Genomic DNA, 26053 nt, shown 5'->3' with positions numbered 1-26053 from the left:
CAATGTCATTAAGTTAGTAATCTAACTATTTGAATAGGAGATAGGATTGAGATCATCAAAGTGATTCTCTATCCTATCTTCTATTTTTTTTGCATAACAAATAAAGGTTTTTTCACCCTATTTTTTGAGATTTATGTTACTCTATAGATGAAATCAATTACCGATTGGGCCTTTATTTTTCTTGGATATTTTCGATTCGGTCGAATAATAGATAACTGTTTCTTGAGGTAGTTTTTCAACTGGAGAGAAGAAAGGGAACCGTTAAAAAACAAACGGCAGGCATAAGTCGCATCTGAGAAACACACTTTATATCTTTGTTTTTTGTGACTACTGTCGATGGCAACTTGCGAGGTTACCCAACGACAAAAGTTAAAATTTGTAAATCGGGCAAAGATTTCTTGGAGAATCCCTTCCTTCTTTTTGGCATGAAAATTGACCAAGCCAATACTGTATTTCAGGTCACGAAAACTAGTCTCTATGCCCCATCTGCTGGCGTAGAGATTTTTTAATTGTTGGACTGAATAGTCTGTATTTGTCACCAAAGTTTCGTATTTTCCTTCTTCCGCTTCTAAACGCACCAAACGAAAAGGAAGTTGGTATAGTTCAACAGGGTCATGTTTTTGACTTGTTTCTGGAAGAAAATCAAAAGTAGAATTGTGTGGAATAAAATGATAGTCATTGGGGAAATCACGATAAAGTTTTTTGAGCTGATTGGTTTGCTTTCGTGATAATTTTAGAGAAAAGTTTTGATCAAAACACTCTGTATTTGGCAAGTTGAAGGAGGAACGCATGGATTGTTTTCCATCTCGAATTCGGATGATATAAAGCCATCCTTTTTCTTGAAAATGAGCCATGAGATTGTAACTTTCATAGCCTCTATCCATGATAACAAGAGCTTTCTCGAAAGGGAGAAGCCTTCATCATCTGAATCAGAGCTAAGCGCTCATGTTGCGTATGTTTGTCTTGAATAGAAACATCTCTATACACTCCAGTCGTCAAGTCGTATAGGGCATTTATGTGTATGAGATTATAGGATTTAACATCCGTTTGGGTTTGGATAGAGGTTTCTGTATCCATGGGATTTCGAGGAATACAGATATCACTCCCATCTGCAGCGAATATCGGAAGATTGGTGTTAAGTGGAATAGGTGCTGTAAATTCTTTAAATAAGGTATAGAAAGCCTCAGGTTTTATCTGATAGCGTCTTTGAACAAAGGCTGAATTTGAAACTGTCAGTCTAGCATCTAGTAATTCTTTTGACAGTGATTTTCCTCCCATTCCCAGAATGGTACGAATCATGGTTTCTAGTGATAACCTTCTTTTACGAGTAAAGGCCTGTTCATCTTGTTTGACGAGCTCAACTTTTTGACCAAGGATACTCTGAATACTCTTATTCAAGTGGGCTTTTATCTGTTTTATCATAGGAAGTACCTCCTTAACTATCAGTTTAGCACATAAAAAAAGAAACCCAAATACAGAATTGTATTTGAATTTCTTAACTTAATGACATTGGGGATTTTCCTAGCCTTCTTTAAATATACTATAGATAACGTTCTGCAACAGCAGCATCTCCAGGATAGTCTTCTTTCTGCCCTTGGATGATTTGGTAGCAGTCGGCTCCTTTACCAGCGATAATTACAGCATCCAGTTCTTGACTTGTAACAGCCATAGCAGTCTTGATGGCTTGCTCACGGTCAGCAATCTTTTCAACGGAATGACTGATATAGCTACTGATTTCATCTGCAATGGCCATCGGATCTTCGTAGTTTGGATCATCAGCTGTTAGAAAGACTTGAATTTCAGGATGTTGATTGAGGAGAAGTCCAAAGTCCTTGCGACGGCTTTCTCCCTTGTTTCCAGTTGAGCCAAGCACTAGAGCAATCTTTCCAGTTTGATGTGCTTCAACAACTGAGATTAGTTTTTTAAGACTGTCACCATTGTGGGCGTAGTCAATGAAAACTTTTGCGCCATTTTTCTGTGTGAGAACTTCCATGCGACCAGGGACGCGAGTAGACGCAATCCCTTTTTTGATATCTTCAAGACTAGCACCTAGACGAAGGCAGGCAAGTCCTGCAGCGACTGCATTTTCTTGGTTGAAGTGCCCAATCAACTGGATGTCATAATCTCCAGCTAATTTACCGATTGCTGAGAAGCTAAAGGCTTTGGAGTTTTCAATTTGGTTACTTGACTGGTTACCGTAGAAGTCATGCTCTTGGTTCTCAACTTGTTCTTTCAGAACAGAGAAGTGGTCCATATCGCTATTAATGACAACTGCTCTGCTATTTTTCATCAAGAGACGCTTGTGATAAAAATAATCTTCAAAGGTCGGATGCTCAATAGGACCAATATGGTCAGGACTAATGTTGAGGAAGACACCGACATCAAAGGTCAGTCCGTAGACTCGTTTAACCAAGTAGGCTTGGCTGGATACTTCCATGATAAGGTGAGTTCGTCCGTTATCAACTGCTTGCGCCATCATCTCAAAGAGATCGATACTCTCAGGAGTAGTCAGGGCAGATTTAAAGAAAATCTTGCCGTCCAAGGTCGTATTCATGGTTGATAACATAGCTGGACGATGTTGTTGACTTAAGATGTTGTAGGCGAAGTAAGCTGCGGTTGTTTTTCCTTTAGTACCAGTGAAAGCAAGTAATTTTAATTTCTCCTGAGGGTTGCCATAAAATTCCATGGCAATCAAACTCATGGCTTTCTTGATATCGCTAACGACAATAACAGGGATACCTACTTCATAGTCTTGTTCTGCTACATACCAACCAAGTCCTTGTTCAATTGCCGAAAGGAGAAATTCTTTTTTGAAGGCTGCTCCTTTGACAAAAAAGAGGCTATTTTTTTGTGCTTTTCGGCTATCGTAGCAGATGCTATCAAAAACGACATCACTGTAGTTGTAGTGGTAATGCCCTTGGTCGATGATCTCACGGAAGAGATCATCTTTCTTTAAAATATCTAATACGTTTTCAATCTTTATCATACTTTCTATTGTAAACCGAAAGTCTGAATTTTACAAGTAACAAGGAAAAGTTTATAATGGAAGATAAGGAACATTTCCTAGTTATTAAAATTGAATGAGGAAGTTATGTCTAACGAAAATAATCATCAGCAGGCCCAGATGTTACGAGGGACTGCCTGGCTAACGGCTAGTAACTTTATCAGTCGCCTGCTCGGGGCCATCTACATCATCCCTTGGTATATCTGGATGGGGACTTATGCAGCTAAGGCTAATGGCCTCTTCACCATGGGCTACAATATCTACGCCTGGTTCTTGTTGATTTCAACAGCAGGTATCCCGGTAGCGGTCGCTAAGCAGGTCGCTAAATACAATACCATGCATGAGGAAGAGCATAGTTTTGCCCTGATTCGGAGCTTCTTAGGCTTTATGACTGTGCTAGGACTTGCCTTTGCCTTGATTTTATACCTCTTTGCACCTTGGTTGGCGGACCTTTCTGGAGTCGGTAAGGACTTGATCCCCATTATGCAAAGTCTAGCGTGGGCTGTCTTGATATTCCCGTCTATGAGTGTTATCCGTGGATTTTTCCAAGGGATGAATAATCTTAAGCCCTATGCCATGAGTCAAATTGCTGAGCAGGTTATCCGTGTCATTTGGATGCTCTTAGCAACCTTTATCATCATGAAGCTCGGTTCAAAGGATTATCTATCAGCTGTTACCCAATCTACCTTTGCAGCTTTTGTGGGAATGGTAGCTAGTTTTGCAGTCTTGCTTTATTTCCTTTATAAGGAAGGATTGCTCCAAAAAGTTTTTGAAACACGAGATAAGATTGACAGTAAGAGTCTTTTGGTTGATACGATTAAGGAAGCAATTCCGTTTATCTTGACTGGTTCGGCTATTCAGCTTTTCCAAATCTTGGACCAAATGACCTTTATCAATAGTATGAAGTGGTTTACCAACTACAGTAATGAAGACTTGGTTGTCATGTTTTCTTATTTCTCCGCCAATCCTAATAAAATCACCATGATTTTGATTTCGGTTGGAGTTTCGATTGGTAGCGTTGGGCTACCTCTCTTGACAGAGAACTATGTCAAGGGTGATTTGCCAGCGGCTTCTCGTCTCGTTCAAGATAGTATCACCATGCTCTTCTTATTCTTACTTCCAGCAACTGTTGGAGTAGTCATGGTTGGTGAACCTCTCTATACAGTCTTTTATGGTAAGCCAGATAGTTTGGCGATGGGCTTGTTTGTTTTTGCAGTCTTACAGTCAACTATTCTTGGTTTGTACATGGTCTTGTCACCGATGCTTCAAGCTATGTTTCGTAATCGTAAAGCAGTCTTGTATTTTGTTTATGGCTCAATTGCTAAGATTGTTCTTCAATTACCATCAATTGCGATTTTCCATAGTTATGGTCCCCTCATTTCAACGACAATTGGTCTCATCATTCCAAATGTCTTGATGTACCGAGATATCTGTGAGGTGACAGGTGCACGTCGAAAGATTATTCTGAAGAGAACAATTTTAGTCACAATTTTGACTTTAGTCATGTTTATTCTGGTAGGCTTCTTACAATGGATGATTGGTTTTGTCTTCCAACCATCAGGTCGTTTCTGGAGTTTCCTTTACGTTCTTCTAATCGGAACAATCGGTGGTGGTCTCTACGGAGTCATGTGTCTCTATACTCGTCTCTTGGATAAGGTTATTGGACAGGTAAAAGCGGACCAGTTGCGAGAACGCTTGAAAATATCATAATAGTTTATAAATAAAATGAACAATTTGAACTTTCAACTCTAAAAAAGTTTAAATTGTTCATTTTTTATTTAAAAAAGAGAGAAAAAATAAAAATTGTAGAAAAAAGATTAATTTATGTCTATAATCGCTTGACTAAAAAAAACAATAGCTGTATAATGATACAAATATTTAAATTTGGAGGTTCTGGAAATGAAAAAGTCTAAGGCAAAATATCTGACGCTGGCAGGTCTTGCCCTAAGTGCCGGTCTACTATTGGCGGCTTGTAGCAACTCAGCTAGTTCAACTAAAACATACAACTATGTCTATTCTAGCGATCCGTCTAGTTTGAACTATCTTGCAGAAAACCGTGCAACAACTAATGACATCGTTACCAATTTGGTAGATGGGTTGATGGAAAATGACCAATACGGTAACTACGTTCCATCCTTAGCAGAGGATTGGAGTGTTTCTCAGGACGGTTTGACATACACTTATAAACTTCGTAAAGATGCTAAGTGGTATACCTCTGAAGGTGAAGAATATGCTCCAGTAACTGCCCAAGATTTTGTAACTGGTTTGAAATATGCTGCAGATAAAAAATCCGAGGCTTTGTATCTGGTTCAAGATTCTGTAGCAGGTTTGGATGACTATATCAACGGGAAAACAACTGACTTTTCAACTGTCGGTGTTAAGGCGATTGACGACCAAACAGTTCAGTACACTTTGACACGACCAGAATCTTATTGGAATTCTAAAACAACATCAACCATTCTCTTCCCTGTCAATGCAGACTTCCTGAAATCAAAAGGGGATGATTTTGGTAAGGTGGATCCTTCTAGTATTTTGTACAATGGACCTTTCTTGATGAAATCCTTTGTTTCAAAATCTGTCATCGAATTCAAGAAAAATCCGAACTACTGGGATGAAAAAAATGTCTTTGTGGATGATGTGAAATTGGCCTATTATGATGGTAGTGACCAAGATGCACTAGCTCGTAACTTTGTAGAAGGAGTCTACAGCTACGCACGTCTCTATCCAAATAGCTCAAGCTTTGAAGGAATTAAAGAGAAGAACAAAGATAACATCATTTATAGTATGCAAACCGCAACTTCTTATTACTTGAACTTCAACTTGGACAGAAAATCTTATAACTTCACATCTAAATCCTCAGATATCGAAAAGAAATCAACTCAAGAAGCAGTTCTGAATAAAAACTTCCGTCAAGCCTTCAACTATGCTTATAACCGTACAGCCTATGGAGCTCAATCTCAAGGGGAAGACGGAGCAACGAAGATTATTCGTAACCTAGTTGTACCTCCAACATTTGTAAGTATCAACGGAAAAGACTTTGGCGATGTTGTTTCAGAAAAGATGGTCAACTATGGCCAAGAATGGCAAGGAATCAACTTTGCAGATGCACAAGACCCATACTACAATCCTGACAAGGCTAAGGCTAAGTTTGCAGAAGCTAAGAAAGAATTGGAAGCTAAGGGTGTGCAGTTCCCAATCCACTTGGATGTATCAGTTGACCAATCAGCTAAAAAAGGTGTACTTGAAGCAAGTTCTTTGAAACAATCCATCGAATCTGTCTTAGGGGCTGAGAATGTGGTTATCGATATCCAACAATTATCAACAGATGACTACGATAATTCTAGCTACCTAGCTCAAACCGCAGCTCAAAAGGATTTTGATATTTATAATGGTGGTTGGAGTGCTGACTACTTGGATCCATCAAGTTATCTTGATATCCTAAATGTTAATAATGGGGGTATGTTGCAAAACATTGGTCTAGAACCAGGTGAGGTAAATGACAAGGCTAAGGCAGTTGGACTCGATACTTACACTCAAATGCTAGAAGAAGCGAACAAGGAGCAAGAACCAGCAAAACGTTATGAAAAATATGCTGAAGTTCAAGCTTGGCTCGTTGATAGCGCCCTTGCAATTCCAAACGTTTCTCTTGGTGGAACACCGACCTTGAGAAAGACAGTTCCATTCTCATCGCCATTCTCACAAGCAGGAAATAAGGGTGTCGAATCATACAAATATCTCAAGTTGCAAGATAAGACTGTAACGGCTGATGAGTATGAAAAAGCTAAAGAAAAATGGCTAAAAGAAAAAGAAGAATCTAACAAAAAAGCCCAAGAAGAATTAGCTAAACACGTTAAATAATCAGTCAGTGCAACAGGAAAAACGATAGTTTCTCAGGAAGCTATCGTTTTTGTATAGTTTGAAACTATAACTAGCTCTTGAAAACAAGAAAACGAAGGATACAAAATAAGTGGTACAATAGTTACTATAGATTTGGAGGTATTGTATGAGTAAATCATTTCACATCAACACAATTTTAGCACAAGCGGGGATCAAGTCTGATGAGGCAACAGGTGCTTTGGTTACACCTATTCACTTTTCAACGACTTATCAGCACCCAGAATTTGGTCAGTCAACTGGATTTGACTATACCCGCACCAAAAATCCAACTCGTAGCAAGGCAGAGGAAGTCTTGGCAGCTATTGAATCAGCCCACTATGCTCTAGCAACTAGTTCAGGTATGTCTGCTATTGTGTTGGCCTTTAGCATTTTTCCAGTAGGTAGTAAGGTTCTGGCTGTCCGTGACCTTTACGGTGGTTCTTTCCGTTGGTTCAATCAAGTGGAACAGGAAGGTCGTTTCCACTTTACTTATGCAAACACAGAAGAAGAGCTAATTGCCGAGCTAGAAAAGGATGTGGATGTACTCTATATTGAAACACCAACCAACCCTTTGATGTTGGAATTTGATATTGAAAAATTGTCAACATTAGCTCATGCTAAGGGTGCTAAAGTTGTCGTCGACAATACCTTCTATAGCCCGATTTACCAACGTCCAATTGAAGATGGAGCAGATATTGTCCTTCATTCAGCGACAAAATACCTTGCAGGACATAATGATGTTCTAGCTGGTGTGGTTGTGACAGATAGTGCGGATTTATACGAAAAACTCTTTTACAATCTCAATACGACAGGGGCTGTCTTGTCACCATTTGATAGTTATCAATTGATTCGTGGTCTCAAGACCTTGTCACTTCGTATGGAGCGCTCAACAGCTAATGCTCAAGAAATCGTAGCCTTTTTGGAACAATCACCTGCAGTCAAAGAAGTTTTGTATACAGGTCGTGGGGGGATGATTTCCTTTAAAGTGGCGGATGAAAAACGAATCCCTCATATCTTGAATACTTTGAAAGTATTCTCTTTCGCTGAAAGTCTGGGTGGTGTAGAAAGTCTGATTACCTACCCAACTACTCAAACCCATGCAGACATTCCTGCAGAGGTTCGTCATTCTTATGGATTGACAGATGACCTCTTGCGCTTGTCTATTGGTATTGAGGATGCTAGAGATTTGATTGAAGACTTGCGTCAAGCCTTGGAAGGATAAAACTATGGGAAAATATGATTTTACGACCTTGCCCAATCGTTTTGGACATCATACCTACAAATGGAAAGAAGCAGAGACTGACCGTCAAGTATTGCCAGCCTGGATCGCTGATATGGACTTTGAAGTCTTACCTGAGATTCGTCAGACAGTCCATGACTATGCTGAGCAATTAGTCTATGGCTATACCTATGCTAGTGATGGCTTGATTGAAGCCGTTCAAAACTGGGAGGAAAAACAGCACGGCTATCGCTTTGATAAGGATGCCCTAGTCTTTATCGAAGGAGTAGTACCAGCTATTTCAACAGCCATCCAAGCCTTTACCAAAGAGGGTGAAGCAGTACTCATTAACACACCAGTTTATCCTCCTTTTGCTCGCAGTATTAAGCTTAATAATCGTAGACTAATCACCAACTCTCTAGTAGAAAAAGACGGACTTTTTGAGATTGACTTTGATCAATTAGAGAAAGACTTTGTTGAAGAGGATGTGAAACTTTACGTTCTCTGCAACCCTCATAATCCTGGTGGACGTGTTTGGGAGAAGGAAGTCTTAGAGAAGATTGGACAACTTTGTCAAAAACATGGAGTTTTGTTGGTGTCTGATGAGATTCACCAAGACTTAGCCTTGTTTGGAAACAAACACCAGTCATTCAATACGGTAAATGAAGATTTTAAAGAATTTTCACTGATTTTAAGCAGCGCTACCAAGACCTTCAATATTGCGGGAACAAAGAATTCCTACGCTATTATCGAGAATCCTAAGTTAAGAGTGGCTTTCCAAAAGCGCCAGCTAGCTAATAATCAACATGAAATCTCAGGGTTGGGATATTTGGCAACAGAAGCAGCCTATCGCTCTGGTGAAGAATGGTTGTCAGAACTCAAAGAACTGATTGAGAAACACATCAATTATGTCGTCGATGTGTTTGGAAAAGAAACGAAAATCAAGGTCATGAAACCTCAAGGAACCTATCTCATTTGGCTTGATTTTTCAGCCTACGATATTCGTGATGAAGAATTAAGAAGCCTTTTAAGAGACGAAGCCAAGGTTATCCTGAACAGGGGCTTGGACTTTGGTGAAGAAGGAGCTCTCCATGCTCGCTTAAATGTAGCCATGCCGACATCTGTCTTGGAAGAAGTTTGCCAGCGAATCATTGCTACTTTCGCTAAATTTTAAGAAGCTAGCCTTTTAGGAGAAAAGTACTCCTAGAAGGCTATTTTCGTAAGAAGAAATGTGGTATAATTAAGAGATAAAGTAAAGGGGAAAATATGGCTAAATTGATTCCAGGGAAGCTTCGAATGGAGGGAGCTCAACTCTACGAAACTAGTCAGATTGAAATTATCAAAGAGAAAGACCATCGCCTCTATGCGCGTGTAGCAGATGAAGAAATTCGCTATAGCCTGGATGATGATTTGGTTTTTTGTGCTTGTGATTTTTTCCAAAAAAGAGGGTTTTGTGTGCATTTGGCAGCACTAGAGCATTACCTGAAAAATGATCCGATTGGTCAGGAACTCTTGGGAAATCTGGAAAATGTGCACGAACAGAAAGAAGAAGTTGAAACTCAGGTTACTTTTGGAGGAAAGTTTTTAGAATCCATTCAAATTCCTAGTCTTTCTGAAATCTATCAGTTGTCTGCTCAGGGGCAGATTGAAGCAGGGACTAATCGCATTATTTGGACTTTGAGAGTCGGTCTTATCCAGACGCAGAAATTTTATGTAATTCGAGATATCCCCCTTTTTCTGAAGGTGTTAGAAACTAGTAAACCCTATATGATTGGAAAGTTATATGAAACTTCCTTGAATATTCGTCAGTTTGATGAAAGTAGCCAATTTGTTCTGAATTTCCTTCAGGGAATTGTAGAAGATGAGGTTGAAAATGCCCTCTTTTTCCAAAATCAAGGTCGTCATCTCTATTTCCCACTGTCTTTTTTTGAGCCGGGTGTTAGTCTGCTGATGGGCTTAGATGAATTTCAATTTGACCATCAGATTTCAAGCTATTCTCATCTTGTATTTCAAGATTTTGATGGTCAAGCAGGCTTATTTACCTTTAAAATTGAAGAAAAATCCAACTATTTTGAGATGGAAATTGTTCAACAGGTAGGGCTTAATTCGTTTTATAAGGGACAAGTCTTGTTTACTAAAGGTACATTTTATCTTCTGTCTAAAGAACAAACTAGACTTATAGAAAAATTAAAAAAAGTATCTATCGATAAAAGTGGTAGAAAGATTTTACAATTTGATACCAGTGACCGAGACCTTTTAGCTTCAACCTTATCCCAGTTCGAAAACGTAGGAAAGGTAGAGGCTCCTGTTGGGCTTCGAATTCAGTCTTTCCGTCCTTCTTTCTACATGGAAGGAGAAGAGGACGGTTCTATTCGTTTGGATATGCAGTTTCAGTATGAAACTTGCCTAGTAAGGAATCGTAATGAACTAGAGAATCTTCCTTTTGCTAGCGATATTCAACTAGAGAAAGAGATTTTTCAACTAGCTCTATCAGCTGGATTTGAAGCAGATTTTCGTTCATGGCGTCAAAGTTTGAAAGCTGATGCAGTCCATGCCTTCTTCCAGGAAGTTTTACCAGCCTTTGCAGCACTTGGAGAATTAAAGATTTCTGAAAGCTTGCAAGACCTTTATCAGGTTCAGAAGCCTCAAGTTCACATCTCATCCAAGGGAAACCTATTAGAAATTCAATTTGATTTTCAAGATATAGATCAAGAAGAAATCGATCGAGCGATGAAAGCGCTAGTTGAGAAGCAGGATTATTACATCAGCTCTTCGAATCAGGTTTACTATTTCGATGATCAGACCAAGCGTATCCGTCAGGATTTAGAAGAATTAGGGATAGAGGACCTACAAGATGGAGCTTTTCGAGCTCGTAAATCCCTAGCTTATACCCTATCTCATCTATTTAAGGACCAGGATCAAATTTCTTTCACCGAAGAATTTCGCAATCTGGCCCATGATTTGACGCATCCAGAAGATTTTCCGATGAAAGTGCTGAATATCCAAGCAGAACTTAGAGATTATCAGAAAAAGGGAATTCAGTGGCTTCAGATGCTTCACCATTATGGCTTTGGTGGGATTTTAGCAGATGATATGGGACTTGGGAAGACCTTACAAACCATCGCCTTTTTAAGTAGTCAGGTTCAAGCAGATACTAGTGTCCTAATCCTTGCTCCGTCTGGCTTAATCTATAACTGGGCTGATGAATTTCAAAAGTTTGCTCCAGATTTGGATGTCGCGGTTGTGCATGGCTTAAAATCTCATCGAGAGTCAATTTTGGCAGAAAATCATCAGATTTATGTGACAAGCTATGCTACTTTCCGTCAAGATAGTGAAATTTATCGAGACCTATCTTTTGATTTTCTTTTTCTAGATGAAGCTCAAGTCATGAAAAATGCACAAACGAAGATTGCTCAAAGTTTACGACGATTTGTGGTTCCATCTGTCTTTGCACTATCAGGAACACCGATTGAAAACCATCTGGGAGAACTCTGGTCGATTTTTCAGATTGTCTTACCAGGCCTCTTACCTGCTAAGAAGGAGTTTATGAAACTATCAACTGAGAGAGTGGCTCAATTTATCAAACCCTTTGTCATGAGACGTAAGAAAGAAGAGGTTTTGACAGAGTTGCCTGACTTGATTGAAGTCGTCTATAAGAATGAACTGGAGGATCAACAAAAAGCTATCTATCTTGCTCAACTGCAACAGATGCAGGAACGTTTGGGACAGGTAAGCGATTCGGAATTTCAACGAAATCGCGTCGAAATTTTGACTGGACTCATGCGTCTGCGTCAGATTTGTGATACGCCTGCGCTCTTTATGGAGGACTACCAAGGAGAGAGCGGGAAACTGGATAGTTTACGAGATTTGCTGGTTCAGATTGCTGAAGGTGGGCATCGTGTACTTATTTTCTCACAATTTAGAGGTATGCTGGATCGGATTGAGCAAGAGCTGCCTGACTTAGGTTTGACTTCATTTAAAATTACGGGTTCAACACCTTCGCAAGAACGTCAAGAGATGACCAAAGCCTTTAATCAAGGTGAGCGCGATGTATTTTTAATTTCCCTAAAGGCTGGCGGGGTCGGTCTCAATCTCACTGGTGCCGATACAGTCATTCTAGTAGACTTATGGTGGAATCCTGCAGTTGAATCGCAGGCTATCGGTCGCGCCCATCGTATGGGGCAAGAGCAAGCTGTTGAAGTTTATCGCCTTGTGACTCGAGGTACAATTGAAGAAAAGATTCAAGAATTACAAGAGAAAAAGAAAAATCTTGTTTCTGAAATCTTGGATGGAACAGAGTCTCGTGGCAGTCTGAGTCTAGCTGAAATACGAGAAATTTTAGGGATTTCATGAGCCTATACTTGAAAAATCAAGACATTACGCTATAATGGAGTATTGAAAGGAAATAAATATGACACAAAAACGATTTCCAATAGTGGCAGATGATGAAGTCATGTTGACAGAAATGCCAGTTATGAATCTCTACGATGAGTCTGATTTCATCAGTAATATAAAAGGTGATTACCAAGATAAAAACTACTTGGAATGGTCTCCAATCACTGAAGACAAAAAGCAAGAGAAAGTCAAACCTTTTGTAAAACCGATTGAGAAAAAAGAAAAATCCTATGCTGAATTAGCGCGTGAAGAAGCTCGCGCGGATTTGAAAAAGAAGCGCTCGGCTAGATATTTGACTCAGGATGTAAGTCATACGAGACGTCAACCGAAGACAAGCCATGTGCGTCCATCAAATCAACCGACAGCACCTTTTCAAAAGGAAAATCCAGGAGAATTTGCGAAATATAGTCAGAAGTTAGGTCAGTCTCACTATATTTTAGCAGAAACAGTTTCTCAAGCAGAACATCCAATTTCAGATGGTGAAACAAGTCATTCCAAGAAAAACAATTATGACTTTTTAAAGAAAAGCCAAATTTATAACAAAAAAAGCAAACAAAAAGAACAAGAACGTCAAGTGGCCCACGAGCTCAACTTGACTAGAATGAGCGAATAGAGGGGAAGAAAATGGCAAAAACCTATCATTTTATCGGAATCAAAGGATCAGGTATGAGTGCCTTGGCTTTGATGTTGCATCAAATGGGGCACAAGGTGCAAGGTTCTGACGTTGAAAAGTACTACTTTACACAACGTGGACTAGAGCAAGCAGGAATTACAATTTTACCTTTTGATGAAAAAAATCTTCAAGGAGATTTAGAAATTATCGCTGGTAATGCCTTCCGTCCAGATAACAATGTTGAAATTGCTTACGCGGACCAAAATGGTATCAGCTATAAACGTTATCATGAGTTTCTTGGTAGCTTTATGCGTGACTTTATCAGCATGGGAGTTGCTGGTGCACACGGTAAGACTTCAACGACTGGGATGCTTTCTCACGTCTTGTCACACATCACTGATACTAGCTACTTGATCGGAGATGGTACAGGTCGTGGTTCTGAAAATGCCAAGTATTTTGTCTTTGAATCAGACGAGTATGAGCGCCATTTCATGCCATATCATCCAGAGTACTCTATCATCACTAACATTGATTTTGACCACCCTGACTATTTCACAAGCTTGGAAGATGTCTTCAACGCCTTCAATGATTATGCCAAACAAATTACTAAAGGCTTGTTCGTTTACGGTGAAGATGCTGAGTTGCGTAAGATTACGGCTAATGCTCCGATTTACTACTATGGTTTTGAAACAGAAGGTAATGACTTTGTAGCAAGTGACTTGCTTCGTTCTACAACAGGTTCAACCTTTACCGTTCACTTCCGTGATCAAGAGTTGGGTCAATTCCACATTCCAACTTTCGGTCGCCACAATATCATGAATGCCACAGCAGTGATTGGTTTGCTTTATACTGCTGGCTTTGATTTGAATTTAGTGCGTGAACACTTGAAGACTTTTGGTGGAGTGAAACGTCGCTTTACAGAAAAGGTTGTTAATAATACGGTTATCATCGATGACTTTGCTCACCATCCAACTGAGATCATTGCGACGCTAGATGCTGCACGTCAAAAATACCCAAGCAAGGAAATCGTGGCAATTTTCCAACCACATACCTTTACTCGTACAATTGCCTTGTTGGATGATTTTGCTCAGGCCTTGAATCAGGCTGATGCAGTTTACCTCGCACAAATCTATGGATCTGCTCGTGAGGTGGACCATGGTGATGTCAAGGTAGAAGACCTTGCAAATAAAATCAACAAGAAACATCAAGTTATCACAGTTGAAAATGTTTCTCCACTCCTAGACCATGATAATGCTGTCTATGTCTTTATGGGAGCTGGCGATATCCAAACTTATGAATATTCATTCGAACGTCTCTTGTCTAATTTGACAAGCAATGTTCAGTAAGGAAGATCATGGAATTTCCAATTAAAATCAGGGAAGCACAGCAATCAGATATAAATCAGATTTGCTTGATACAAGAAAGTATTTCAAACTCCCTAGAAGTATTGAATAGAGAAATAATAGAAGAACGTATCCGCAAGCATGCGGGTACGTTTCTCTTAGCTAGCCTGGATGATCAAGGGATTGCTTATATCATTGCGACGACACCTCCTATTCCCTCTTTAAGACAATGGATGCTTGAGATCGGAGATGAGGAATTCATTAGTGAGAACTCAATCATCCTTGAAGATTTAGCTGTCGATCCCGATTTTCAGGGGCAAGGCTTTGGAACCTTGTTGCTAGCAGCTTTGAAGGAAGTTACCCGTCAGCAAAATAGACCAGGTATTTACCTGCTTTGTGAGGATGAGTTGCTGGCCTACTTTGAAATGAATGGATTTGTGGAACAAGGGATTGTAGATGGAGAAAGGAGCAGTGAAGTTGCCTTTCTCATGCGTTGGCAGAATCCCTATTATCAGGAGAAAATATGATTATTAGACAAGCTAGATTGACAGATTTAGATCGTATCTTTGAAATTGAACTAGAAAATTTTTCAATTGAAGAAGCCATTCCTCGTCCTGTTTTTGAAGCTCATCTGAAGGAAATCAAGACCAGTTTTTTAGTGGCTGAAAAAGAGGGGGAAATTCTAGGCTATATTGAGGGACCAGTAGTCCCTCATCGACATTTACAAGACCAGTCCTTTACAGAAGACATTAAAGATTATAGCCATCAAAAAGGTGGCTATATCTCTGTGACTTGTCTATCCATTGCTAAGAAAGCTCAAGCTTTAGGTGTCGGACGAAAATTATTGACCGCTTTAAAAGATCTCGCTCTTGAGCATGAGCGTGAGGGAATCAATCTAACCTGCCATGACTATCTCATTGGCTATTATGAGAAACATGATTTTGTGAATGAAGGAAAATCAAAGTCGACTTTTGCTGGTGAAGAATGGTATGACATGGTCTGGGAAAACACGAATTAGGCAGCAGGAAGGCATCTATGGTTGCTTTTCTTTAGTTTTTAAGATATAATATTATGGATTATCAACAAGGAGGTAACACCTTTGAGCGAAAATTCTCGAGAAGAAGAAAAGTTAAGTTTTAAAGAACAAATTTTAAGAGATTTAGAAAGATTAAAAAGAGAAGACGGGATCGCGAATACTAAAAGTAACAACGATGATTTGTTTTCAAATTTAAATAATAGTTCAGAAGCGGAAAACCCAGTGGAAGAGCCTTCAGTAGAAGACTTGATGGCCAATTCTGTTTCTCTAGTGGATGAATTACTTGCTAATGCTCCAGCAGTTCCACCACGTCCAGTTTTACAAGATGATTCAGTTGAAACTTCTGTAGCTTCAGAACCAGTTGTATCTTCAGAGCCAGCTGTAGTTTCAGAGCCAGCTGTAGCTCCAGATCCTCTACCATCAACGGAAGCTGTTGAACCCGTCAAGCCTCTTGAACCTGCTCAGCCGGTTCAAGAAGAGAAAGAGTTCAATGCTAATTCGACAAGGATTCCAGTTTCTTATCGTACGAATCAGGCCAAACCAAGTCCTGCTCGAAATAATATTAAACCTCAACCGAAACCAACAGTTCTTGCAAAAGAAACTCCAAGTCAAGAGCCAGTTGCTCCAGTTGAAACTAGAACTGAACTTCCTAGAAGAAGTCGTAAAGAATCAGTGAAACCAATCAAGAAAAAGAAAAAATCACGCTTGAAAGGATTTTTCGTAACAGTATTTGTTTTATTGATTTTACTAGGTGTGGGTGGATTCTTTGGTTACCGTTATGTCGAATCTGCACTCCAACCGGTTGATGCAAATTCAAAACAGTATGTTACGGTTCAGATTCCAGAAGGGGCCAATCTTCAGCAAATTGGTGATACCTTAGAAAACTCTGGATTGGTAAAACATGGTTTTATCTTTAGCCTTTATGCTAAGTATAAAGACTACAATGATTTGAAATCTGGTTACTATAATTTGCAAAAGAGCATGAGTACAGATGATATCATCAAAGAATTGCAAAAGGGAGGAACGCCTCAACCTCAAGAGGTTGCACTTGCAAATCTTACAATCCCTGAAGGTTATACCCTTGATCAAATCGCACAAACAGTTGGTCAGCTTCAAGGAGAGTTTAAAGAACCTTTGACGGCTGATGCCTTCTTGGCAAAAGTGCAAGATGAAACCTTCATCTCTCAATTAGTTGCTAAGTATCCAACCCTTCTCGGAAGTCTACCAACTAAAGAAAGTGGTGTTCGTTATCGTTTAGAAGGGTACCTATTCCCAGCAACTTATGCTATCAAAGAAAGCACAACTATTGAAAGCTTGATTGATGAAATGGTGGCAACTATGGACAAAAACTTGTCAGCACATTACACTGCAATCAAAGAAAAGAACTTGACAGTGAATGAACTCCTCACCATCGCATCACTTGTGGAAAAAGAAGGATTGAAAACTGACGATCGCAAGCTGATCGCTGGAGTTTTCTATAATCGTTTGAACCTTGGTATGCCACTTCAGAGTAATATTGCTATTCTCTATGCAGAAGGTAAGCTAGGACAAAATATTAGCTTGGCAGATGATGCAGCAATTGATACAACAATCAATTCACCATATAATGATTATACGAACCTTGGCTTAATGCCTGGTCCAGTAGACAGTCCAAGTCTGGATGCAATTGAAGCAAGTATCAATCAAACTAAGAGCGACTATCTCTACTTTGTAGCCAACGTACAAGATGGCAAGGTTTACTTTGCAACTACACGAGAAGAACATGATCGAAACGTTGCAGAGCATGTCAACAGTAAACTGACACAATCAAGTAGTTCAAACTAACTCTTAGAACAAGATTTGCGATTAAATCCGTGAATGTAGAAAAGAATCTCTTATTTTTACGGGAATAGCAAGTCACACCAGTCTTTCCGCTATGATTAGAAACGCCTGAAATTCACAAGTTTTAGGCGTTCGGAAATTACGAAAGTCAAAACCTACCTCTTATTTGAACCTGAGTCTAGCAGTGATAGAATCATTCGGTTTAGGCACAGATTTTAAAAGGTCGCTACTGACCAAAATCATTTAAGGAAAGCTTTAAAAAGACTTTGTCTTCATTGTAAAATTATGTGGTTTACCACATAATTTTGCTTTACTACCTAAAGAAATTTAAATTTAATCAAAAGAAAGTTGAGAAAAATGGCAGAAAAAACATATCCAATGACCCTTGAAGAAAAGGAAAAACTCGAAAAAGAATTAGAAGAGTTGAAACTAGTTCGTCGTCCAGAAGTTGTAGAACGCATCAAGATTGCGCGTTCATACGGTGACTTGTCAGAAAATAGTGAGTATGAAGCAGCTAAGGACGAGCAAGCCTTCGTTGAAGGACAAATCTCTAGCTTGGAAACAAAAATCCGTTATGCTGAGATTGTCAATAGCGATGCAGTTGCTCAAGATGAAGTTGCTATCGGGAAAACAGTCACTATCCAAGAAATTGGTGAAGACGACGAAGAAGTATATATCATCGTGGGATCAGCGGGTGCAGATGCCTTTGCAGGTAAAGTATCAAATGAAAGCCCAATTGGGCAAGCCTTGATTGGTAAGAAAACAGGTGATACTGCTACGATTGAAACACCTGTAGGAAGCTATGATGTTAAAATCTTAAAAGTAGAAAAAACAGTTTAATAGGAATGAAAAGAAGGAGTAGATATAGGGAAAGCGCTTCCCATTACTCCTTTTCTTAATTCTAAAAACTAGAGGAGACTATATGAATTCAGAAAATAAGCACAAAAAGAAAAATAAAATGGAACGTGGGTTAACCAATCGCCATGTTCAGGTTATGGCGATTGCAGGAACGATTGGAACGGGACTATTTCTAGGAGCTGGACGTTCCATTAGTTTGACAGGTCCGTCAATCGTCTTGGTCTATATGATTACGGGTGGCTTTATGTATCTTATGATGCGTGCTATCGGGGAAATGTTGTACCAAGACCCAGAGCAGCATACCTTTATCAACTTTATTACTCGTTATCTAGGTCAGGGTTGGGGTTACTTCTCAGTCTGGTCTTACTGGCTCTCAGTAGTCTTTATTGGTATGGCTGAGATTACAGCTATTGCTCACTATGTTCAGTTTTGGTTTCCCTCCTGGCCATCTTGGTTGATTCAGGTTGTATTTCTGACAATACTCGGCTTAGTGAACTTGATTGCCGTTAAAATCTTTGGTGAAGTAGAATTTTGGTTTGCTATGATCAAAATCGTGGCCATTCTTGCCATGATTGCGACAGGTGTCTTTCTAGTTTTGACTGGCTTTGAAACGCCTTATGGTTCAGCAAGTCTTGCCAATATCAGTGAACACTTCTCACTTTTCCCAAATGGTGCTATGAACTTTGTCATGGCCTTCCAGATGGTTTTCTTTGCATACTTGATGATTGAATTTATCGGTGTTACTACATCTGAAACTAAGGATCCAAGAAAAGTATTGCCTAAGGCTGTTAAGGAAATTCCTTTGCGAATTATCTTTTTCTATGGTGGAGCTCTTTTAGCCATCATGTCTATTATTCCTTGGCGTGAGCTTTCTGCAGCAGATTCACCATTTGTAACGGTATTTGAACTTGTTGGTCTTAAGTGGGCGGCTGCTTTGATTAACTTTGTTGTCTTGACTTCAGCTGCATCAGCCTTGAATTCAACCCTTTACTCAACAGGGCGTCATTTGTATCAGATTGCCCATGATTCACCAAATCGTTTCTTGAAAGCTATTAAGGCAGATACCCTCTCACGCCACAACGTTCCTCAGAATGCAATCATTGCTTCTGCCGTATTGATTGGTTTTGCAGCATTCATCAATGTACTTCCTGGCGTATCAGATGCCTTTGCTTTGATTACAGCTTCTTCATCAGGTGTTTATATCGCTATCTACATCTTGATCATGGTAGCCCATCTCAAATATCGTAAGTCTAAGGACTTTATGGCAGATGGCTATCTCATGCCCCAATATCGCTTGCTAAATCCTTTAACAATGCTCTTCTTTATCTTTGTATTTGGAACACTCTTCTTACAAGAATCAACTGTAATGGGAGCTAGAGGTTCAGCTATCTGGATTGTTGCATTTGGTATTTACAGCCAATGGAAATTTAGAAAATAAGTTATAAACTCACTAGCTCAGGTTGGTGAGTTTTTTTAAGTTTGACAGTTCTTCAAAATAGGAATATAATCAAGGCATAAGTGTCTTGGAGGAGGTTTTGATGCACATTAGATTGGAGAATACAAAGTCTCAGAAAGCACAGGAGATAGGGGATTTGATTCGCTCCTATAATCGTTCCAAAAGAGAAACTGCTGAAAGTGAGCCACTAAACCTTTATGTCGAAGATGAACATGGTCAACTCCTGGCTGGTTTAGTAGCAGAGACCTTTGGGAATTGGCTAGAAATCGAGTATTTATTTGTGAAAGAGGAGTTGCGAGGACAAGGAATCGGCTCCCAACTATTGCAGCAAGCAGAGAGTGAAGCTAAAAAGAGAAACTGTCGCTTTGCTTTTGTAAATACTTATCAATTTCAAGCGCCAGCCTTTTATCAGAAACATGGTTACCAGGAAGTCTTTACCTTAAAAGACTATCCCTGCACTGGACAAAGGCACTATTATCAAAAAGATTTATAAACAGACATTGGACGCTTAAAGAGATTGTTCACATAATGATGGAGGTAGGTTGATGGATATCATACTGGATATGGGTAATGTTCTACTGGAATGGAACAAGGATAAGATTTTGAAATCTGTAGCTAAAACTCAGAAAGATTATCTGATCTTAGACAAGGCGATTTTCCAGTCGGGGCTCTGGGAAAGATTGGACCTGGGGACCTTGACTCGAGAAGAATTGGTTGATAAGGTTCTTTCCCTATTAGGAGATTGCTATCAGAAAAAGGTTGAAGAAGTCATTTGGAACTGGCCTTCCTATATCGATATTTACACGGAAATCTTTCCGCTTCTTGCACGTTTAAAGGAAAATGGCCATCGTATTTTTGTCCTATCTAATACCTCACCAGTTTTTTATGAATTATTGAAAAATCAACTAGCACCTCTAGAAAAGATTTTAGATGGTTTTGTTCTTTCCTGTGATATCAAGGCTATCAAACCTGATCGAAAAATGTTTGAAGAGATCCTCCGTAAATATCAGTTGGACCCAGCAAATTGTGTCTTTCTTGATGATATAGCAGACAACACTAACATGGCTGAAAGTCTAGGAATCAGAGCCTATCAAGTAAAACAAAGAAGCGACGTTGTAGATATTTTGAAAAAATTTGAATAAGCAGAAAACTCTCTATCATTTCAGCGGTAGAGAGTTTTTGTTAAAAAAATCGCACAAAATGACAGATATATATTGCATAATGTAAATTATATGATATAATGAACTTAGAAAGAAGCGCAACTTTTTAAAATTATAAAGGAGGTAAGAAGTGGCTAAGAATTTAAAATTAAAACTTGCTCGAGTAGAGCTTGATATGACACAAGGTGACTTGGCAGAAGCTGTAGGTGTGACTAGACAGACTATCGGCTTGATAGAAGCTGGGAAATATAATCCTAGTCTCTCCCTTTGCCAGTCCATTTGTAGATGCTTAGGGAAAACTTTAGATCAATTATTTTGGGAGGAAGAAGATGAAAAATAGATTATTTTATTATCAATTACTGGATGAAAGAGAAGAACAATTAATCAATAAAGCTGGGGCTGAAAGTTTCTATATCTTCATTTCTTTGTCGCTCCTATCTTATATGATTGCAGTATTGGCACCAAGCCTTTTTAATCCGAGTATGATGCTCATCATTATCATTATTGGGACTTTTTACTTTTTCAACCGTGCTCGAAGTCTAGGTGTGACCTATTATAGTCGTTTTCATTTTACGATTTTGGGTTGTTTTTTCCTGACCTTGGCTATTACGGCTCTTTTAATGTTACAGAATTATCAATTCAACATAGAAATTTACCAGCACAATCCTCTGAACGTTAAATACTTGTCTGCTTGGGTATTTACCTATATCTTTTATCTTCCTTGGGTCTTTATTGGAAACTTAGGTTTGAAAAGTTATGGTGAATGGGCTCAGAAGAAGTATGAAAAAGATATGGATGAGCTCGAGAGCATAGAATAGCTTGTTAGCTTTTTATCAATATCGATAAAATGTGTTATAATAGTACTAATTTATGAGAAAAGAAGAAACATTTTCATCTTTTTACAAATAAGGAAGAAGGACAGTATATGTACCCAGATGACAGTTTAACATTGCACACAGATTTGTATCAGATTAACATGATGCAAGTTTACTTCGACCAAGGAATTCATAACAAGAAAGCAGTTTTTGAAGTTTATTTCCGCCAACAACCGTTTAAAAATGGTTATGCTGTATTTGCAGGTTTGGAACGAATTGTGAAATACCTTGAAAACTTGCGTTTCTCAGATAGCGATATAGCTTATTTGGAATCACTTGGTTATCATGGCGCCTTCTTGGAATATCTCCGTAATCTCAAGTTGGAATTGACTGTACGTTCCGCTCAAGAAGGGGACTTAGTATTTGCTAATGAACCGATCGTTCAAGTGGAGGGACCTTTGGCTCAGTGTCAGTTGGTTGAAACAGCACTTTTAAATATCGTCAACTTTCAAACCTTGATTGCGACCAAGGCTGCTCGTATTCGTTCAGTCATTGAAGATGAACCTTTGATGGAGTTTGGTACACGTCGTGCGCAAGAGATGGATGCAGCTATCTGGGGAACACGTGCGGCTGTCATTGGTGGTGCTAATGGAACCAGTAATGTCCGTGCTGGTAAGCTCTTTGGAATTCCGGTTTTAGGGACTCATGCTCATGCTTTAGTTCAAGTTTATGGCAATGATTACCAAGCTTTCAAGGCTTATGCCTCAACTCACAAAAACTGTGTCTTCCTAGTGGATACCTACGATACTCTTCGCATCGGTGTTCCAGCAGCAATTCAGGTTGCACGTGAACTTGGTGACAAGATTAATTTCCTTGGTGTTCGTATTGATTCTGGAGATATCGCCTATATTTCTAAAAAAGTTCGTCAACAACTGGACGAGGCAGGATTTACTGATGCTAAGATTTATGCATCCAATGACCTGGATGAAAATACCATCCTTAACCTCAAAATGCAAAAAGCTAAGATTGATGTCTGGGGGGTAGGAACTAAGCTCATCACAGCCTATGACCAACCAGCACTTGGGGCAGTATATAAGGTTGTTGCCATCGAAGATGAGAATGGTCATATGCGCAATACCATTAAACTTTCAAACAATGCAGAGAAGGTTTCAACACCAGGTAAGAAACAAGTTTGGCGCATCACCAGTCGTGAAAAAGGCAAGTCAGAAGGTGATTACATTACCTATGACGGTGTCGATGTTGCTAGTATGACTGAAATCAAGATGTTCCATCCAACCTATACTTACATCAAGAAAACTGTCCGTAATTTTGATGCTGTTCCTCTCTTAGTAGACATTTTCAAGGAAGGTAAGCTAGTCTATGATTTACCAAGTTTACCTGAAATTCAAACCTATGCTCGTAAGGAATTTGACAAGCTCTGGGACGAATACAAACGTGTTCTTAACCCACAACATTACCCTGTCGATTTGGCTCGTGATGTGTGGCAAGATAAGATGGACTTGATTGATAAAATGCGTAAGGAAGCTCTAGGTGAAGGAGAAGAAGAATGAGTTTGCAAGAGACCATTATCCAAGAACTGGGGGTTAAACCAGTGATTGATGCCCAGGAAGAAATTCGTCGTTCCATTGACTTTTTGAAAAAATACCTTAAAAAACATCCCTTCCTTAAAACTTTTGTATTAGGAATTTCTGGGGGACAGGACTCGACCTTGGCAGGACGCTTGGCTCAACTAGCTATGGAAGAAATGCGAGCAGAAACTGGAGATGACAGCTATAAATTTATCGCTGTACGCCTGCCGTATGGAGTGCAAGCTGATGAAGTAGATGCCCAAAAAGCCCTAGCTTTTATCCAACCAGATGTGAGCTTGGTCATTAATATCAAGGAATCTGCTGATGCTATGACAACAGCAGTGGAAGCAACAGGCAGTCATGTTTCCGATTTTAACAAGGGAAATATCAAGGCTCGTAGTCGTATGATTGCCCAATATGCCCTTGCGGGTACCCATAGCGGAGCAGTTATCGGGACTGACCATGCTGCGGAAAATATCACAGGTTTCTTTACCAAATTTGGTGACGGTGGTGCAGATATTCTCCCACTTTATCGCCTCAATAAACGCCAAGGAAAACAACTTTTGAAGGAACTTGGAGCTGATCCAGCCCTCTATGAAAAAATCCCAATAGCAGATTTGGAAGAAGAAAAACCAGGTATTGCAGACGAAGTTGCACTCGGTGTAACCTACGCAGAGATTGATGATTACCTCGAAGGTAAGCAAGTCAGCCCAGAAGCTCAAGCCACCATTGAAAAATGGTGGTACAAAGGCCAACACAAACGCCACCTACCAATCACCGTGTTTGATACGTTTTGGGAGTAAAAACCTCTGGGGGAGGTTTTTACCCCGAGCCTGAAAATAGAAAAGCGAGGAAGGTCCGGTAACTCGAAGAGTTCGATTTCGTAGTCTCACCCCCGCAAGGCTGACTAGGCTTGAAAAAGCTTGATAAAACGTATTTCAAACCAGACAGCTACTGCGTCATGAAATTAGAGGAAACTGTTGTTTTCTCAATGTTTATGAGTAAAGTGTTTTTACCCTCTCAAAAGAAATAAGAAAGCTAAGAAGGTCCAGTGGACCTTCTTAGCTTGAACATTCAAATAGAAAGCGAGTAACGATTATGAAAGCACTAGGTACACAAACTATTGAGACAGAACGTTTGATACTGAGGAGATTTGTGGAAGGTGATGCTCGAGCCATGTTTGATAATTGGGCTTCATGCCCAGAAAATCTAACTTATGTGACTTGGAATCCACACCTGAATGTCGAACAGACTCGAAATTCTATTGGTAATTGGGTAAAATCCTATGACGATCCAAATTACTATAAATGGGCCATTAGTCTCAAAGAAAATCCAGACTATGTCATTGGAGATATTAGTCTGGTCAGTGTGGATGAAGAAAACTCTAGCTGTGAGATCGGATATATCTTAGGAATGGACTACTGGGGACGAGGACTCATGACAGAAGCCTTGAAGGCAGTTTTATCATACTGTCTGGATGAGATTGAATTTAAAGAGGTTAATGCCTGCTATGCAAGTTTAAATCCTGCCTCTGGTCGTGTGATGGAAAAGGCTGGTATGACTTTTTGGAAGACGATTCCAAATGCAGTTGAACGAAAAGGTTATATAGCTGATAAAATTTATTATCAAATCAAAAAATAAGATGGAAAGTTAAGCTTTTCCATCTTATTTTTGTAATATACTTTTTAATCAAAATAAAGCAAATCTTTGCTGGTGTTTGTAAAGAGGTCGAAGCCATCCTTCGTAACAACACCGCAGTCTTCGATTCGGACACCGACTTTACCAGGGATGTAGATACCAGGTTCAACTGAGAAGCACATGCCTTCTTCGATAACCATGTCGTTTCCTTCCATGATGGATGGGAATTCGTGGACGTCCATACCGATACCATGACCAAGACGGTGATTGAAGTACTCACCGTAGCCAGCTTTTTCGATCACTTCACGAGCTGCGCGGTCTACTTCATGAGCTGTCACACCAGGTTTGATAAAGTCAAGGGCAGCTTGTTGGGCTTCCAGAGTCAAGTTGTAAATATCTTTCTTGAATTGGTCAGGTTTACCAACAGCGACTGTACGAGTCATATCTGATGCATAGCCATTGACCATAACTCCGAGGTCAAAGAGGAGAAGGGCATCTTTTTCAACCTTGTTTGCTCCAGGAATACCATGTGGATTTGCAGCGTTATCTCCTGTCAAGACCATAGTATCAAAGCTCATTTCGTAGCCTTCACGTTTCATAGCAAAGTCGATTTGCGCAATGATATCAGTTTCCGTATTATCAAGAGAGATATTGTCAAAACCAACTTTAACAGACTTGTCGGCGTAAACACCTGCAACCATCATCTTTTGCACTTCGTCTGCTGATTTGATCAAGCGCATGCGTTGGATCAATGGAGTCAAGTTATCAAACTCAGCACTTTCAAAGACAGTCTTCAAGCCATGATATTTGGTCAAGATGAGATTATCAAACTCAACTGCTACACGTTTGAAGTCAAACTGTGGAAGAGCATTTTGAATTTTCTTCCAAGGGTTTTCAGAGTCCACATAACCAACAACTGGGAATGAGACAGTGCTAGTTGCACGCTCAACCTCAAGGGCTGGAACGAAGAGAAGCGGTTCCTGATCTGCAAGGACAAAGAGGAACATCTGGCGTTCGTGGGGATCACTGTAAAAGCCAGTGAGGTAATTGATAGTGACGGGGTCAGATACGACAGCGACGTCTAGCTTTTCTGATTCAAGATAAGTTAAGATTTGTTGTAATTTAGACATATGCTACCTTCTTTCTACCCCTCTATTTTTGCAAAAATTAGTAGAAAATGCAAGGGAGAAGGGGAAAAGAGCCTAAAAAAATTCCAACAGCTATTAGCAT

General features: G+C 39.6%; 21 protein-coding genes and 1 pseudogene. 19 read left to right on the top strand and 3 right to left on the bottom strand.

Going from position 1 to position 26053, the window contains the following annotated elements; genetic code table 11:
* Positions 1-131: 131 nt before the first annotated feature.
* Both TZ96_RS10515 and TZ96_RS09480 read right to left on the bottom strand, forming a co-directional pair.
* Positions 132-1422 (bottom strand): annotated as a pseudogene (locus TZ96_RS10515) (IS4 family transposase).
* A gap of 118 nt (positions 1423-1540) precedes the next feature.
* Complete coding sequence (locus TZ96_RS09480; RefSeq protein ID WP_045763864.1) at positions 1541-2986, bottom strand: UDP-N-acetylmuramoyl-L-alanyl-D-glutamate--L-lysine ligase; 1446 nt, start codon at positions 2984-2986, stop codon at positions 1541-1543.
* Between the two features lie 105 nt (positions 2987-3091).
* Between TZ96_RS09480 and TZ96_RS09475 the strand changes: the two genes are divergently transcribed.
* From TZ96_RS09475 to TZ96_RS09385, 19 genes are all read left to right on the top strand, one after another.
* On the top strand, positions 3092-4714 hold the full coding sequence (locus TZ96_RS09475; protein ID WP_045763863.1) for a putative polysaccharide biosynthesis protein: 1623 nt from the start codon (positions 3092-3094) through the stop codon (positions 4712-4714).
* A gap of 189 nt (positions 4715-4903) precedes the next feature.
* Positions 4904-6862 carry a peptide ABC transporter substrate-binding protein gene (locus tag TZ96_RS09470; protein ID WP_045763862.1) on the top strand — a complete coding sequence of 653 codons (1959 nt, stop codon included), beginning with the start codon at positions 4904-4906 and terminating at the stop codon, positions 6860-6862.
* A 145-nt stretch (positions 6863-7007) separates the two neighbouring features.
* Positions 7008-8102, top strand: coding sequence for a cystathionine gamma-synthase (locus tag TZ96_RS09465; RefSeq protein ID WP_045763861.1), 1095 nt, complete (start codon positions 7008-7010; stop codon positions 8100-8102).
* Between the two features lie 4 nt (positions 8103-8106).
* Positions 8107-9273, top strand: a complete 1167-nt coding sequence (locus tag TZ96_RS09460) for a MalY/PatB family protein (protein ID WP_045763860.1) — start codon at positions 8107-8109, stop codon at positions 9271-9273.
* 92 nt (positions 9274-9365) lie between these two features.
* Positions 9366-12452 carry a DEAD/DEAH box helicase gene (locus TZ96_RS09455; RefSeq protein ID WP_045763859.1) on the top strand — a complete coding sequence of 1029 codons (3087 nt, stop codon included), beginning with the start codon at positions 9366-9368 and terminating at the stop codon, positions 12450-12452.
* Positions 12453-12510: 58 nt separating this feature from the next.
* A complete protein-coding gene (locus tag TZ96_RS09450) occupies positions 12511-13107 on the top strand; it encodes a hypothetical protein (protein ID WP_045763858.1) in 597 nt (198 codons plus the stop codon).
* 11 nt (positions 13108-13118) lie between these two features.
* A complete protein-coding gene (gene murC, locus TZ96_RS09445) occupies positions 13119-14453 on the top strand; it encodes a UDP-N-acetylmuramate--L-alanine ligase (protein ID WP_045763857.1) in 1335 nt (444 codons plus the stop codon).
* Between the two features lie 8 nt (positions 14454-14461).
* The gene (locus TZ96_RS09440; RefSeq protein WP_045763856.1) at positions 14462-14977 is read left to right on the top strand and encodes a GNAT family N-acetyltransferase; all 516 of its coding nucleotides are present in this window, start codon (positions 14462-14464) and stop codon (positions 14975-14977) included.
* On the top strand, positions 14974-15468 hold the full coding sequence (locus tag TZ96_RS09435; RefSeq protein ID WP_045763855.1) for a GNAT family N-acetyltransferase: 495 nt from the start codon (positions 14974-14976) through the stop codon (positions 15466-15468). The genes TZ96_RS09440 and TZ96_RS09435 overlap by 4 nt, the downstream gene beginning before the upstream one ends.
* A gap of 81 nt (positions 15469-15549) precedes the next feature.
* Positions 15550-17310 (top strand): endolytic transglycosylase MltG, encoded by a 1761-nt coding sequence (mltG, locus tag TZ96_RS09430; protein WP_045763854.1) that lies wholly within the window; start codon positions 15550-15552, stop codon positions 17308-17310.
* A gap of 354 nt (positions 17311-17664) precedes the next feature.
* Entirely contained in the window at positions 17665-18147 is a 483-nt protein-coding gene (greA, locus tag TZ96_RS09425) for a transcription elongation factor GreA (protein ID WP_000818756.1), read from the top strand.
* An 82-nt stretch (positions 18148-18229) separates the two neighbouring features.
* Positions 18230-19603 carry an amino acid permease gene (locus TZ96_RS09420; RefSeq protein WP_045763853.1) on the top strand — a complete coding sequence of 458 codons (1374 nt, stop codon included), beginning with the start codon at positions 18230-18232 and terminating at the stop codon, positions 19601-19603.
* A gap of 100 nt (positions 19604-19703) precedes the next feature.
* On the top strand, positions 19704-20114 hold the full coding sequence (locus TZ96_RS09415) for a GNAT family N-acetyltransferase (RefSeq protein WP_075230487.1): 411 nt from the start codon (positions 19704-19706) through the stop codon (positions 20112-20114).
* A gap of 52 nt (positions 20115-20166) precedes the next feature.
* Positions 20167-20763 carry an HAD family hydrolase gene (locus TZ96_RS09410; RefSeq protein ID WP_052696580.1) on the top strand — a complete coding sequence of 199 codons (597 nt, stop codon included), beginning with the start codon at positions 20167-20169 and terminating at the stop codon, positions 20761-20763.
* Between the two features lie 148 nt (positions 20764-20911).
* Positions 20912-21121 (top strand): helix-turn-helix transcriptional regulator, encoded by a 210-nt coding sequence (locus TZ96_RS09405; protein ID WP_001107501.1) that lies wholly within the window; start codon positions 20912-20914, stop codon positions 21119-21121.
* On the top strand, positions 21111-21599 hold the full coding sequence (locus tag TZ96_RS09400; protein WP_045763851.1) for a DUF6773 family protein: 489 nt from the start codon (positions 21111-21113) through the stop codon (positions 21597-21599). Before TZ96_RS09405 ends, TZ96_RS09400 begins: the two co-directional genes overlap by 11 nt.
* 107 nt (positions 21600-21706) lie before the next feature.
* Positions 21707-23167, top strand: a complete 1461-nt coding sequence (locus TZ96_RS09395) for a nicotinate phosphoribosyltransferase (protein WP_045763850.1) — start codon at positions 21707-21709, stop codon at positions 23165-23167.
* The gene (gene nadE, locus TZ96_RS09390; protein WP_045763849.1) at positions 23164-23988 is read left to right on the top strand and encodes an ammonia-dependent NAD(+) synthetase; all 825 of its coding nucleotides are present in this window, start codon (positions 23164-23166) and stop codon (positions 23986-23988) included. The genes TZ96_RS09395 and nadE overlap by 4 nt, the downstream gene beginning before the upstream one ends.
* 295 nt (positions 23989-24283) lie before the next feature.
* Positions 24284-24826, top strand: coding sequence for a GNAT family N-acetyltransferase (locus tag TZ96_RS09385; RefSeq protein ID WP_045763848.1), 543 nt, complete (start codon positions 24284-24286; stop codon positions 24824-24826).
* 44 nt (positions 24827-24870) lie between these two features.
* Here TZ96_RS09385 and TZ96_RS09380 read toward each other — a convergent pair whose 3' ends face one another.
* Complete coding sequence (locus tag TZ96_RS09380; protein ID WP_045763847.1) at positions 24871-25953, bottom strand: M24 family metallopeptidase; 1083 nt, start codon at positions 25951-25953, stop codon at positions 24871-24873.
* Positions 25954-26053: the final 100 nt, after the last annotated feature.

This window comes from Streptococcus infantis, assembly GCF_000963255.1.
Lineage (GTDB): Bacteria > Bacillota > Bacilli > Lactobacillales > Streptococcaceae > Streptococcus > Streptococcus nidrosiense.
This window is presented reverse-complemented; position numbering and strand designations above follow the sequence as displayed.